This window comes from Cupriavidus taiwanensis (assembly GCF_900250075.1).
GTDB classification, from domain to species: domain Bacteria; phylum Pseudomonadota; class Gammaproteobacteria; order Burkholderiales; family Burkholderiaceae; genus Cupriavidus; species Cupriavidus taiwanensis_C.
In genome coordinates this window covers 584,050-596,261 of sequence record NZ_LT977071.1, presented here as the reverse complement: position 1 = coordinate 596,261, position 12,212 = coordinate 584,050, and the positions used below count along the sequence as shown (strand labels likewise).

The 12,212-nt window shown below is 68.8% G+C and carries 10 protein-coding genes; 6 read left to right on the top strand and 4 right to left on the bottom strand.

The window, feature by feature from the left end; all coding sequences use genetic code 11:
* The first annotated feature begins 63 nt into the window (after window positions 1–63).
* Window positions 64–1,101: an aldo/keto reductase gene (locus CBM2588_RS19160; RefSeq protein WP_115682001.1), complete on the top strand. Its 1,038-nt coding sequence runs from the start codon at window positions 64–66 to the stop codon at window positions 1,099–1,101.
* Between the two features lie 229 nt (window positions 1,102–1,330).
* Window positions 1,331–4,606 carry a transglycosylase domain-containing protein gene (locus CBM2588_RS19155; RefSeq protein ID WP_115682000.1) on the top strand — a complete coding sequence of 1,092 codons (3,276 nt, stop codon included), beginning with the start codon at window positions 1,331–1,333 and terminating at the stop codon, window positions 4,604–4,606.
* Here the strand turns inward: CBM2588_RS19155 and CBM2588_RS19150 are convergent.
* Both CBM2588_RS19150 and CBM2588_RS19145 read right to left on the bottom strand, forming a co-directional pair.
* A complete protein-coding gene (locus CBM2588_RS19150) occupies window positions 4,579–4,830 on the bottom strand; it encodes a GlsB/YeaQ/YmgE family stress response membrane protein (protein ID WP_092315066.1) in 252 nt (83 codons plus the stop codon). The two genes, CBM2588_RS19155 and CBM2588_RS19150, sit on opposite strands and share 28 nt — an antisense overlap.
* A gap of 132 nt (window positions 4,831–4,962) precedes the next feature.
* Window positions 4,963–6,516 (bottom strand): methyl-accepting chemotaxis protein, encoded by a 1,554-nt coding sequence (locus tag CBM2588_RS19145; protein ID WP_115681999.1) that lies wholly within the window; start codon window positions 6,514–6,516, stop codon window positions 4,963–4,965.
* A gap of 364 nt (window positions 6,517–6,880) precedes the next feature.
* On the opposite strand from CBM2588_RS19145, the gene chrA reads away from it, so the two are divergent.
* Complete coding sequence (gene chrA, locus CBM2588_RS19140) at window positions 6,881–8,098, top strand: chromate efflux transporter (protein ID WP_115681998.1); 1,218 nt, start codon at window positions 6,881–6,883, stop codon at window positions 8,096–8,098.
* Here chrA and CBM2588_RS19135 read toward each other — a convergent pair.
* Together CBM2588_RS19135 and CBM2588_RS19130 are read right to left on the bottom strand one after the other, a co-directional pair.
* Window positions 8,085–9,050 (bottom strand): Bug family tripartite tricarboxylate transporter substrate binding protein, encoded by a 966-nt coding sequence (locus CBM2588_RS19135; RefSeq protein WP_115681997.1) that lies wholly within the window; start codon window positions 9,048–9,050, stop codon window positions 8,085–8,087. The two genes, chrA and CBM2588_RS19135, sit on opposite strands and share 14 nt — an antisense overlap.
* A gap of 117 nt (window positions 9,051–9,167) precedes the next feature.
* A complete protein-coding gene (locus CBM2588_RS19130) occupies window positions 9,168–9,854 on the bottom strand; it encodes a TetR/AcrR family transcriptional regulator (RefSeq protein ID WP_115681996.1) in 687 nt (228 codons plus the stop codon).
* 250 nt (window positions 9,855–10,104) lie between these two features.
* Between CBM2588_RS19130 and CBM2588_RS19125 the strand changes: the two genes are divergently transcribed.
* The 3 genes from CBM2588_RS19125 to CBM2588_RS19115 are packed head-to-tail and all read left to right on the top strand — an operon-like array spanning window position 10,105 to window position 12,200.
* Window positions 10,105–10,761, top strand: a complete 657-nt coding sequence (locus CBM2588_RS19125) for a PepSY-associated TM helix domain-containing protein (RefSeq protein ID WP_115681995.1) — start codon at window positions 10,105–10,107, stop codon at window positions 10,759–10,761.
* 56 nt (window positions 10,762–10,817) lie between these two features.
* The gene (locus CBM2588_RS19120) at window positions 10,818–11,342 is read left to right on the top strand and encodes a DUF2271 domain-containing protein (RefSeq protein ID WP_115681994.1); all 525 of its coding nucleotides are present in this window, start codon (window positions 10,818–10,820) and stop codon (window positions 11,340–11,342) included.
* A gap of 18 nt (window positions 11,343–11,360) precedes the next feature.
* The gene (locus CBM2588_RS19115; RefSeq protein WP_115681993.1) at window positions 11,361–12,200 is read left to right on the top strand and encodes a DUF4198 domain-containing protein; all 840 of its coding nucleotides are present in this window, start codon (window positions 11,361–11,363) and stop codon (window positions 12,198–12,200) included.
* Window positions 12,201–12,212 lie beyond the last annotated feature (12 nt).

The following is a 12,212-nucleotide window of genomic DNA, read 5'->3' as shown; positions in this document are numbered from 1 at the left end:
ACCGCGCCGGCAAGCCTGGCCGGGTGGCGGCACAATGTGGGCTGTCCCAACCAAGGAGCCGCCATGCCAGACCTCTCCATGCCGTACCGCCGCCTCGGCGCCAGCAACCTGCGCGTCTCGGCGCTGTGCCTGGGCACCATGATGTTCGCCGACCAGACCGACGAGGCCGAGGCCGGGCGCATCGTCGCCAGCGCGCGCGACCACGGCGTGAACTTCATCGATACCGCCGACGTGTACAGCAAGGGCGCGTCCGAGCAGATGGTCGGGCGCCTGCTGACCGCCAACCGCCACGACTGGGTGCTGGCCACCAAGCTTGGCAACGCCATGCAGGCGGCGCCCAACCACGGCCACTACTCGCGCACGTGGATCACGCGCGCGGTCGAGGACAGCCTGCACCGGCTGGCGACCGACTACATCGACATCCTCTACCTGCATCGCGACTATCCCGGCGCCAACCTGGAAGAGCCGGTGCGCGCCATGGGCGACCTGGTGCGCAGCGGCAAGATCCGCTACTGGGCGGTGTCGAACTTCCGCGGCTGGCGCATCGCCGAGATCGCGCGGCTGTGCGGTGAGCTGGGCGTGCCGCGTCCGGTGGCGTGCCAGCCGTACTACAACCTGCTGAACCGGCTGCCCGAGGTAGAGATCCTGCCCGCGTGCGAGCACTACGGCCTGGGTGTGGTGCCCTACAGCCCGGTCGCGCGCGGCGTGCTGACCGGCAAGTACGCGCCCGGCCAGGCGCCGGCCGAAGGCACGCGCGCGGGCCGCGCCGACCGCCGCATGATGGAGACCGAGTTCCGCGAGGAATCGCTGGTCATCGCCCAGCAGCTCAAGACCCATGCCGAGGCGCGCGGGCTGACTCCCGGCCAGTTCGCCACGGCGTGGGTGCTGGCCAACCCGATCGTCTCGTCGGTGATCGCCGGCCCGCGCACGCTGGCCCAGTTCAAGGATTACTTCGGCGCGCTCGGTGCCGCGATCACGCCCGAGGAAGAGGCCATGATCGACGCGCTGGTGTCGCCGGGCCATGCCTCTACGCCCGGCTACAACGATCCGGGGTATCCGCTGATCGGACGGCCCGTGAGGCGCGCCGAGGCTGGCCGATAATTTCGGCCCCGCCTTTCGGACGCACTGCAAGTGGCGCTCGCGCTGCCTGGAGTGACGTCCGTTCACAACGGCACGCGGCCGGCGCGCGAGCATGATGCACCCGGGCGCGACTCCTACTAATATCAATACAGGCAGGCGCGCGTGCGGCGCGCACTGCGAAAACATCGCGCTTCGAGCCGGCGCATGAACCATTCTGCGCGCTGCGCCGGCCCACCAAGGAAGCCCAAACGTGTCGCGTCGTGCCTGGATTTTCGCTGGCTTGGCGGTCGCCCTGACGGGCGGCGCCTATGTCGTGTATAGCGTTGTCGCAAGCGAGGTGCGCAACTCGCACTGGCAGGCGCGGCTGATCGGCAGCCTGGGCCAGCGGCTGACGTTCGAGATCCAGCCGGGTGCCAGCGACAGCATCCGCTTCCCGCATTCCGGCCCCTATGACGCCCGCATGGGCTACGGCAGGCTGCCGCTGTTCGCGCAGCGGCTGGAGCAGCGCGGCTACGTGCCGGCCGAACAGGCGCGCATGTCGCCCGACATGGTGCGGCTGATCGACGAAGGCCTGTTCACGCCCTATCGCGAAAAGAACCAGGCGGGCCTGCTGCTGCGCGACTGCAACGGGCTGACGCTGGCGTTCGAGCGCTACCCGCAGCGCCAGTACGCCGATTTCGGCGCGGTGCCGCCGGTGCTGGTGAGCGCGTTGCTGTACGTCGAGAACCAGGGCCTGCTCAATCCGGAATACCCCAACATGAACCCGGCGCTGGACTGGCGCCGGCTGTCGCGCGCGGTGCTGGACCAGGTGATCCGGCTGGCCGACAAGTCGCACGACGCGCCCGGCGGCAGCACGCTGGCGACGCAGATCGAGAAATACCGGCACTCGCCCGAGGGCCGTACCGCCTCGATCCCGGAAAAATTCCGGCAGATGGCGTCTGCATCGCTGCGCGCCTACCTGGACGGCCCGGATACCCAGCGCGCGCGCGAGCGCATCGTGGTCGACTACCTGAACACGGTGCCGCTGTCGGCGCGCGCCGGCTTCGGCGAGATCAACGGCATCGGCGATGCGCTGTGGGTCTGGTACGGCGAGGATTTCGGCGACGTCAACCGCCTGCTCAAGGAGATGGACCAGCGCGCGCCCGACCCGCGCCAGGCCCAGGCCTTCAAGCGGGCGCTGTCGCTGATCATCTCGCAGCGCCGCCCGTCGTACCACCTGCGCCGCGACGACACCAACCTGGACGCGCTGACCGGCAGCTACCTGCGCCTGATGGCGGCCAACAACATCATCACCGCCGAGCTGCGCGACGCGGCGCTGGCGCAGCCGCTGGACAAGGCGTCGGCGCCGCAGCGCCCGCCGCAGGAGCCCTTTGTCACGCGCAAGGCCGTCAACCGCGTGCGCGCCGACATCACCCGGCTGACCGGAGTCGAGAGCCGCTACGACATGGACCGGCTCGACCTGACCGTGGACAGCACCATCAATCGCGAGGCCCAGCGCATCGTCGTCGACACGCTGCAGCGCGTGAACAACAAGGCCGACGCGCGCGCCATGGGCCTGTATGGCCACAACCTGCTGCGCGATAACGACGATCCGTCCAGGCTGATGGCCAGCTTCACGCTGTACGAGCGCGTCGGCAATGCCAGCGTGGTGCGGATCCAGGCCGACAATATCGACCAGCCGTTCGACATCAACAGCGGCGCGCGCCTGAACCTGGGCTCCACCGCCAAGCTGCGCACGCTGGTGACCTACCTCGAGATCATCAGCGAACTGCACGCGCGCTATGCCGGCATGACCAGCGCCGAACTGGCCGCCGTGCCGCTGGCGCGCCAGGACGCGCTCAGCCGCTGGGCGGTCGACTACCTGGCCAAGGCGCGCAAGCCGGCCGAGCGCGAGCTGATGGCGATGCTCGAGGCGGCGATGGAGCGCAAGTATGCCGGCGGTGCCGGCGAAGCCTTCTACACCGGCGGCGGGCTGCAGAGCTTCACCAACTTCGAGCGCGAGTCGGGCCTGCGCAACCTGACGGTGCGCACCGCGTTCCAGCACTCGGTCAACCTGGTGTTCATCCGCATGATGCGCGACATCGTGCGCTACGAGACCTTCCACGCCAGCCCGGATATCGGCAACCTGTTCGAAGACCGCGATGCGCCCGGCCGGCGCGCCTACCTGGAGCGCTTTGCCGACCAGGAAGGCAGCGCCTACATGACCAACTTCTACCAGCGCTACCGCGGCAAGACTTCCGAGCAGCGCCTGGCCACGCTGCTGGGGCGGGTGCGCATGACCACGCCGCACCTGAACGCGGTGCGCATGTCGGTGACGCTGCTGAGCGCGCGGCCCGCGCTGGACGAAGACAGTTATATCCGCATCATGCGCGCGCGTCTGGGCGACAAGCAGCTGGCCAAGGAGGACCTGCCGGCGCTGTACCGCAAGTACGGCAAGGACAAGTTCAACCTGAACGACCGCGGCTACCTGTCGCGGGTGCATCCGCTGGAACTGTGGATGGTGGAATACCTGGACCAGCACCCCGACGCGACGCTGGCCGAGATCCTGCGCGCCAGCAGCGCCGAGCGCCAGGAGGTGTACAAGTGGCTGTTCAAGACGCGCAGCAAGGCCGGCCAGGACAACCGCATCCGCACGCTGCTGGAGCAGGACGCCTTCGTGCGCATCGCGCGGCGCTGGCAGCGGCTGGGCTATCCGTTCGACTCGCTGACGCCGTCGTATGCCAGCGCCATCGGCGCCGCCGGCGATCGCCCCGCGGCGCTGGCCGAGCTGGCCGGCATCCTGCTGTCGGGCGGCGTGGTCACGCAGAACGCGGCGGTGCGCAGCCTGGCGTTCGCCGACGGCACCCCGTACGCCACCCGCTACGTGCTGCAGCCCGGCCCGGGCAAGCGCGTGCTGCCGGCCGAGGTAGCCGAGCTGGCGCGCCGGTCGATGCTGGACGTGGTGGAGCGCGGCACCGCCAAGTCGATCCGCGGCGCGTTCACGGTGCCGGGGCGCAATGGCGCCACCCTGACCGTGGCCGGCAAGACCGGCACCGGCGACCAGCGCTTCCAGGTCTACGGGCCGGGCGGGCGGCTGATCTCGTCGCGCTCGGTGAACCGCTCGGCCACCTTCGTGTTCACGCTGGGCGAGCGCTTCTTCGGCACCGTGGTGGTCAATGTGCGCGAACCGTACGCGGCGCGCTACAGCTTTACCAGCGCACTGGCGGTGCGGGTACTGCGCGCGATCGCGCCGCAGGTGTCGGCGATGGCGCCGGGCGGCGACCGCGCGCTGCTGCGCTGCCGCGACGCGGCCCCGGGCCTGCGCACGCCGCGCGCGCCGACCATGGCGTCACCCGCCGACGGCATGCCCGGCACGGTCCTGGCCGATGGCTTGGGCGCGGGACTGGAAGCCGCGCTGCAGCCGCCGGCGCGGCAGGAGGTGGCGGCGATGCCGCCGCCGCCAGCGCCCCAGGCGCCGGGCCTGGCCGACAACGACGCGGCCGGCGTGCGCCGCGCCAGTCAGGCCTTGCGGCGCACCATGCCGTAGATCACCAGCAGCACGATCGCGCCGAGCACCGAGGCGACCCAGCCCGCGGGTTCGCCAGGCTGGTACCAGCCCAGCGCGCGGCCGACGTAGCCCGCGACCACCGAGCCCAGGATGCCCAGGATGATGGTCATGATCCAGCCCAGCTTGTCGTCGCCGGGCTTTACCGCCCTGGCGATCAGGCCGACGATAAGGCCAACGAACACGGTGCCAATGAATGCCATCATGGTGCGCTCCTGTCAGTGGGTCTGCGGTAACGGTCTGATGCACTGAGCCGGCCGCCTGTGCGGCCGGCTTCGCTTCATCATACACGCAGGCACGCCGGGCGGAAGGCGCGCGCAGGGGGGAGTGGGGCGTGCTCAGGCCGCCAGGCGGAACTGGCCCACGGCGCGGTGCAGCGCCTCGGCCTGGTCTTCCAGCGACGCGGCGGCCGCGGCGGCCTGTTCCACCAGCGCGGCGTTCTGCTGCGCCATCTGGTCCATCTGCGACACCGCCTGGTTGACCTGCTCGATGCCGCCGGTCTGCTCCTCGGTGGCGGCGCGCATTTCGCCCATCAGGTCGGTCACCCGCTTGACCGCGTCGACGATCTCGTCCATCGCCTTGCCGGCGTTCTCCACCAGCACCGCGCCGTCTTCCACGCGCTGTGCCGAGTTGCCGATCAGCGCCTTGATCTCCTTGGCCGCGGTGGCGCTGCGCTGGGCCAGCGTGCGCACCTCGCCGGCCACCACCGCGAAGCCGCGGCCCTGGTCGCCGGCGCGAGCCGCCTCGACCGCCGCGTTGAGCGCCAGGATATTGGTCTGGAAGGCAATGCCCTCGATCACGCCGATGATGTCGACCACCTTGCCCGAGGCGCTCTTGATCTCGCCCATGGTGTCCACCACCTGGCTGACGATGGCCCCGCCGCGCACGGCGATGTCCGACGCACCCTCGGCCAGGTGGCTGGCCTGGCGCGCGTTCTCGGCGCTCTGGCGCACGGTGCTGGTGAGCTGCTCCATGCTGGCGGCGGTTTCCTGCAGCGACGCGGCCTGCTCCTCGCTGCGGCGCGACAGGTCGGCATTGCCCGCTGCAATCTGCTTGGCCGCGCCGGCAATCGAATCGGCCGAGCCGCGGATGCTGCCGATCGCGCCGGTCAGGCGTGACTGCATGCGGTGCATGGCATGGAGCACGCTGTGCTGGTCGCCGGCGCGCAGCTCGACCTGGCTGGCGAGGTCGCCTTCGGCAATGCGCCCGGCGATCTGCGCGGTGGTGGCCGGCTCGCCGCCCAGCTGGCGCTGCAGGCTGGCCGCGACCCGCACCATCACCAGCGACATCAGCACGCCCACCGCCAGCAGCAGCCCCAGCGCCTTCCACAGCTCCTGGCGGAACGCCGCTTCGATGTCATCGAGGTACAGCCCGGCGATGAAGTTCCAGTCCCAGGGACGGAAGTTGGCAACGTAGCTCAGCTTCGGCTGCGGCGCCTCGGCGCCCGGCTTGGGCCACAGGTATTCGACGAAGCCCTTGCCCGGGCCCTTGCCGATCGCGGCGATGTCGCGGAACAGGTAGACGCCGTTAGGGTCCTTCATGCCCTCCATCGCCTTGCCGTTCATCTCCGGCTTGAACGGGTGCATCAGCACCACGGTGTCGGAGCGCATCAGCGTGAAATAGCCGTCGGCGCCGAAGCGCATCGCGCGCACGCGCTCGATCGCCTGCTGCTTCGCTTCCTCGGCGGGCAGCTTGCCGGCCTTGGCCAGCGCCTCGTACTCGGCCACCACCGAGACCGCGGTGTCGGTGACATGGGCCAGGTCGAGCCGGCGCTCGTCCATGCGCAGCGTGCGGCTGTGCCACGCGTTCCACAGCGTGATGCCGAGCAGGCAGACCCAGCTCAGCACCAGCGGCAACAGCAGTTTTTTCTTCAGGCTCAGGTTGTGCAGCATCGCTTCCACTCCTCCATCTTCTTTGCGCTTTACGCTTGTAATCGGTGATGCGCATCGCCGTGCCACGCCGGTGGGCGCGCTTGACCGCCTGCTGGAAACAAGGGCCAACGGCGCATGCGTCTGCGGCATAACGGCGCAAAACGGGCGTAACTTGATTGAGGTAGAGCCGCCACACAGGCAGTGTGGTTGTTTGGTTTCACGAGCTTGGATCGGCGCTGTGCGCTATGCAACGCTTCTTCACCTCGTACGTCATAGTGCGCGTGCTGCCACCGTCGCTTTGTCACCCCGGACCGGCAAAATCGGTCAGAATCTGCGCTGTCCTCCGCCTGCCTCCACACGTTTCCGTTTGCGCCCGAACCGCCCCATGGCTTCCTTGCCCAGCCCCTCCGACGACACCCGCGGCCACGACGGGCCGCTAGCCGTGTTCCTGATCTTCCTGCGGCTCGGCCTGACCTCGTTCGGCGGCCCGGTGGCCCACCTGGCGTTTTTCCGCGAGGAACTGGTGCGCCGGCGCGGCTGGCTCAGCGAGGCCGCCTATGCCGATGTGGTTGCGCTGTGCCAGTGCCTGCCCGGACCGGCCAGCAGCCAGACCGGCATCGCGCTGGGGCTGGCGCGCGCCGGCTATGGCGGCGCGCTGGCGGCATGGGTGGGCTTTACGCTGCCGTCGGCGCTGGCCATGATCGTGTTCGCGCTGGGGGTGACCCATTACGGCATGGCGGCGGCGCCGGGCGTGCTGCACGGGCTCAAGCTGGTGGCGGTGGCGGTGGTGGCGCAGGCGGTGTGGGGCATGGCGCGGACGCTGTGCGTCGGTCCGGTGCGCATCGCCATCATGCTGGTGGCCGCCGGCACCGTGCTGGCGTGGCCGGGGCCGTGGGCGCAGGTGGCCCTGATGGCCGCCGCCGCGGTCGCCGGCATGGCCCTGTTGCGACCGGCGCTGGGCGGCGCGCATGAACCGCTGCGCCTGCCGGTGGCGCATCGCGGCGGCGTGCTGGCGCTGGCGCTGTTTGCCGCGCTGCTGGCCGGCCTGCCGCTGCTGGCGCAGTGGGCCGCCGATCCGGCCGTGCGGGTGTTCGATGCCTTTTACCGCGCCGGCGCCCTGGTCTTCGGCGGCGGACACGTGGTTTTGCCACTGCTGGATGCGGCCGTGGTGACCCCTGGCTGGGTCGGGAAGGAAGCCTTCCTGGCCGGCTACGGCGCGGCACAGGCGATGCCGGGGCCGCTGTTTTCCTTCTCCGCGTTCCTCGGAGCGGCCATGCAGAACCCGCCCACCGGCCTGGCCGGCGGACTGCTGTGCACGCTTGCCATCTTCCTGCCCGGCGCGCTGCTGGTGCTGGGCGCGCTGCCTTTCTGGGAAAGCCTGCGCCGCAACCAGCGCGCCCAGGCGGCGCTGGCCGGCATCAACGCCGGCGTGGTCGGGCTGCTGCTGGCGGCGCTATGGCATCCGGTGTGGACCAGCGCGGTGCAGGGCCCGCTGGACATCGTGCTGGTGGCGCTGGCACTGGTGGCGCTGATGCGCTGGAAGCTGCCGCCGTGGCTGGTGGTGGTGGTGGCGGCTGTGGCGGGATGGCTCATTCAAGCGTGATTCCCGCCCTCAGGATAGTGCGCTCGACGCGAGCGCGTTCCTTGTCCACCAGCGCCGAGAACGCCTCCGGTCCCGGCTTGGCGACACGGCCGCCGCGCTGCTCGAGGCTTGCCACGAAATGTGGATCGCGTGCGCTGCGTTCGACCGCCCTGGCCAGGGCGGTGACGACAGCCGGCGCAAGACCTGGCGGCCCTGTCACGCCTAGCCAGGACGAAGCGATGAAGTCCGGGTACGTTTCCGATAGCGTCGGTATGTCCGGAAACTGAGGCAGGCGGCTGGCGCCACCCGTTGCCAGAACCCGGATCTGACCTGCCTGCACTTGCTGCGCGACGGAGCCGAGACTGTCGACCATGAAATCGACACGCCCCGCAATGAGGTCGTTGGTCGCCTGCGAGCCTCCGCGATAGGGCACATGCACGGCCTTGATGCCGCCGAATACCTGCAACATCTCGGCAGCGATGTGCGAGGTTGTGCCGATGCCGGCCGAGGCGTAGGTGAGCTTGCCCCCATTGGTCTTGCCCCACGCTACCAGCTGCGGCACGCTTTGGAATCTGGAATTTGCTGGCACCACCAAGACGAAGGGACCCTCATTGACGAGGCTGATGAGCGTGAACCTGGTCTCAGGGTCGAAGCCGATGGCTTTCTGGGTCAACGGATTCACCACCAGCTGCCCGGGTGTAGTCGCCATTAGCGTGTAGCCGTCGGGGCGAGCCCGCGCCAGCTCGGCGCTGGCGATATTGCCGCCGGCGCCGGTGCGGTTGTCCACCACGACAGGCTGGCCCAGCTCTTTACCCATTCCGACGGCAATCTGCCGCGCCGTGATGTCAGTGATGCTGCCGGCGGCGAAGCCTACTATCAAACGGATCGGCCGGGCTGGATAAGCCGGCTGTGCAGATGTCGCCGAAGCAATCAAACTTGCCGCCCCAAGCAGCATGGTTGCGATGACCTTCACCGGTTGTCTCCTTCTGATATGAATTTCGCGGCGCCGGCTCGCCGGCGGCCTCAGGACGAGCGCTGCCGCACCGGGCGTTGCAACGCCGGCGTTGGGGCGGAATCAAAAAGGTAGGATCTAGTCTTGTTGTAGTGGCACGCGCAGCCGGGCGCTCAGGCTGTTCTTCAGCGCCTGGATGGCGACCGCGACATTGCTGGTCGTCGGACTCAGCATGGATTGCGTGCGCAGACCGCGTACGGTGGCGATCAGCAACTGCGCTTCATTTGCTGCGTCGATGTCAGGGCGAATCTCGCCGGCTCGCTGGCCGGCTTCGATGTGCCGCGTGATAGCGCGGTGCCAGCGTGCACTGATGGCTGCGAAAGTCGGTCGGATATGTGGCGCCGGCCCGATGGATTCGAGCATCAGCACAAAGAACGCGCGGGAATTGACGGACGGGTTGTCCATGCCTTCCAGATAGCAGTCGATTTCGCAAAAGATGGCATCCAGACCCCTGAGCCCGCGCATGCGCGCCAGCAAGCGCTCGCGGTGGGTGTCTGCGATGTGCTTGATGAGCTCTTCGAGCAGACCGTCTTTGGTACCGAAGCGGTGCTGTACCAGGCCTCGGCTATAGCCCGCTTCAATGCCTGTGGCCTCGAGCGTTGTATGGGTGTAGCCACGCTCGGCGACCAGGCGGGTTGCCGCTTCCAGGAGGCGGCGATCAGATTCCGCGACGCGTTCGGCCTGCGTTCGACGTGGGCGCTTCGCCTGGGAGGACGCATTTGCGGCCTCTTGGGTCAAAGAGATAGCAGCAAACTTTTTCATCATGCAGCGCATTCTATTTACAAGCGGTACGCACCGCAAGTTAATGGGCATTGGGGTAAACGAGTTACGTGCGAGTCGTATCGTAAGTATTTGCGAGCCCGGTGCCTCAGCCGGGGGCTGTAACGGACTGTAAACAGTCGCGACCGACGTCTCGTTGCGAATTCAAATGAGAACGATTATCCTTTTGTTTTTGATCTTATTGTGACTTAAATGTCACAATGCCTTTGGCGGCCAGCGCCGCCCATCCACCGCAATGACCGACACCCAGCCGGCCGCCGGCCAGCAGCGCCGCGCCTTCTGGCTCAAGCATCTCCATCAGTGGCACTGGATCAGTTCCGCGATCTGCCTGGTCGGGATGATGCTGTTCGCGGTCACCGGCTTCACGCTGAACCACGCGGGCCAGATCGAGGCCAGGCCCGCAGTGCAGACCCGTCACGCGACGCTGCCCATGCGCGTGCTCGAACAGGTCCGGAGCGCGGCCCCGGCTGAGACCGCCCAGGCAAGCGAGACCAGGGCGCCGGTGCCGGCGGTGCTGGCCGACTGGCTGGCGCAGGCGCTGGATATCGACGCCAGCGGGCGCGAGGCGGAATGGTCCGCCGATGAAATCTACGTGGCGCTGCCGCGCCCGGGCGGCGACGCCTGGGTCAGCATCGCCCTCGACAGCGGTGAGGCGCAGTACGAGAGCACCTCGCGCGGGGCCATCTCGTACCTGAACGACCTGCACAAGGGCCGCAACACCGGCGCGGCGTGGAGCCTGTTCCTGGACGCGTTCGCGCTGGCGTGCCTGGTGTTCTGCGTGACCGGCCTGTTCCTGCTCAAGCTGCATGCCGGCGGGCGCGTGGCGACCTGGCCGCTGGTGGGGCTGGGGCTGGTAGTGCCGGTGCTGCTGGCGATCCTGTTTATCCACTGATCGGTCGCGCTCGCGCCGATCTTCTTCCTGCATCTCACTGACGAGGTTTCTCCGATATGCGCCGACTGCTCTCCGTCTCCCTGACCGGCATGGCCGCCGTGCCGCTGGCCGGCCCCGCGCTGGCCGCGGACCTGAACGTCAAGGTCGATATCCCGCGCCTGAGCGTGGCCGAATACCACCGGCCCTATGTGGCGCTGTGGGTCGAGCGCGCCGACCAGAGCCCGGTGCAGACGCTGGCGGTCTGGTACGACGGCAAGCTCAAGGACGGCGAGGGCACCAAGTGGCTCAAGGACATGCGCCAGTGGTGGCGCAAGGCCGGCCGCGACCTGCACATGCCGGCCGACGGCATCTCCGGCGCCACGCGCGCGCCGGGCGAGCACAGCGTCAGCTTCAGCGACGGCAAGGCCCCGCTGGGCAAGCTGCCCGCGGGCAACTACCAGCTGGTGGTGGAGGCCGCGCGTGAAGTCGGCGGGCGCGAGCTGCTGCGCGTGCCGTTCACGTGGCCGCCGCAATCGGCACAGACCGCCCGCGCCAAGGGCGAACACGAACTCGGCGGCGTCACCGTCGACCTGAAGCCTTAACCTTCCCGGAGCCCGACCATGAAACCTTCCCTGATGTCCGCCGCATCTTCCCGCCTGGCAGTGCGCGCCGCTGTCCTGGCGCTGGCCGCGCTCGCGCCGCTGGCCGCGCACGCGCACCGCCAGTGGCTGCTGCCGTCGGCGACCGTGCTGTCCGGCAGCGATCCGTGGGTGACCGTCGACGCCGCAGTCTCCAACGACCTGTTCTACTTCGAGCACGTGCCGATGCGGCTCGACAACCTGCAGGTGACCGCCCCCGACGGCAGCGCCGTCAAGGCCGAGAACGCGGCCACCGGCAAGTACCGCAGCACCTTCGACCTGCACCTGACCCAGCCCGGCACGTACCGCGTGGCGGTGGTCAACAACGGCCTGTTCGCCAGCTACAAGATCGACGGCCAGGCCAAGCGCTGGCGCGGCAGCGCCGAGAACTTCGCCAGGGAAGTCCCGGCCAACGCGCAGGACCTGCAGGTCACGCAGGCCGAGGGCCGCATCGAATCCTTCGTCACCGCCGGCAAGCCCAGCGACAAGGGCCTGCGCACCGTCGGCCGCGGCCTGGAGCTGGCGCCGATCACGCACCCGAACGACCTGGTCGCCGGCGACACCGCCAGCTTCCGCCTGCTGCTCGACGGCAAGCCCGCCAGCAACCTGAAGGTGGCGGTGGTGCCGGGCGGCATCCGCTACCGCGACCAGCTGCAGGAATTCAGCGCCACCACCGACGCCGACGGCAAGTTCAGCGTCAAGTGGCCGGCCGCGGGCATGTACTGGATGGAAGCCGAGGTCAAGGACGACAAGACCACCTTCAAGCAGGCCAGGTCGCGCCGCGCCGTCTATGCGGTGACGGTGGAAGTGCTGCCGCAATAAGCCGGTTGCACG

What these genes read in the sequence shown, in the direction of transcription:
- CBM2588_RS19160 (WP_115682001.1), top strand. Translation starts at nt 64, where the DNA reads ATGCCAGACCTCTCCATGCCGTACCGCCGCCTCGGCGCCAGCAACCTG.
- CBM2588_RS19150 (WP_092315066.1), bottom strand. Translation starts at nt 4,830, where the DNA reads ATGATGGCATTCATTGGCACCGTGTTCGTTGGCCTTATCGTCGGCCTG.
- CBM2588_RS19145 (WP_115681999.1), bottom strand. Translation starts at nt 6,516, where the DNA reads ATGCTGCACAACCTGAGCCTGAAGAAAAAACTGCTGTTGCCGCTGGTG.
- chrA (WP_115681998.1), top strand. Translation starts at nt 6,881, where the DNA reads ATGGCTTCCTTGCCCAGCCCCTCCGACGACACCCGCGGCCACGACGGG.
- CBM2588_RS19130 (WP_115681996.1), bottom strand. Translation starts at nt 9,854, where the DNA reads ATGATGAAAAAGTTTGCTGCTATCTCTTTGACCCAAGAGGCCGCAAAT.
- CBM2588_RS19125 (WP_115681995.1), top strand. Translation starts at nt 10,105, where the DNA reads ATGACCGACACCCAGCCGGCCGCCGGCCAGCAGCGCCGCGCCTTCTGG.
- CBM2588_RS19120 (WP_115681994.1), top strand. Translation starts at nt 10,818, where the DNA reads ATGCGCCGACTGCTCTCCGTCTCCCTGACCGGCATGGCCGCCGTGCCG.
- CBM2588_RS19115 (WP_115681993.1), top strand. Translation starts at nt 11,361, where the DNA reads ATGAAACCTTCCCTGATGTCCGCCGCATCTTCCCGCCTGGCAGTGCGC.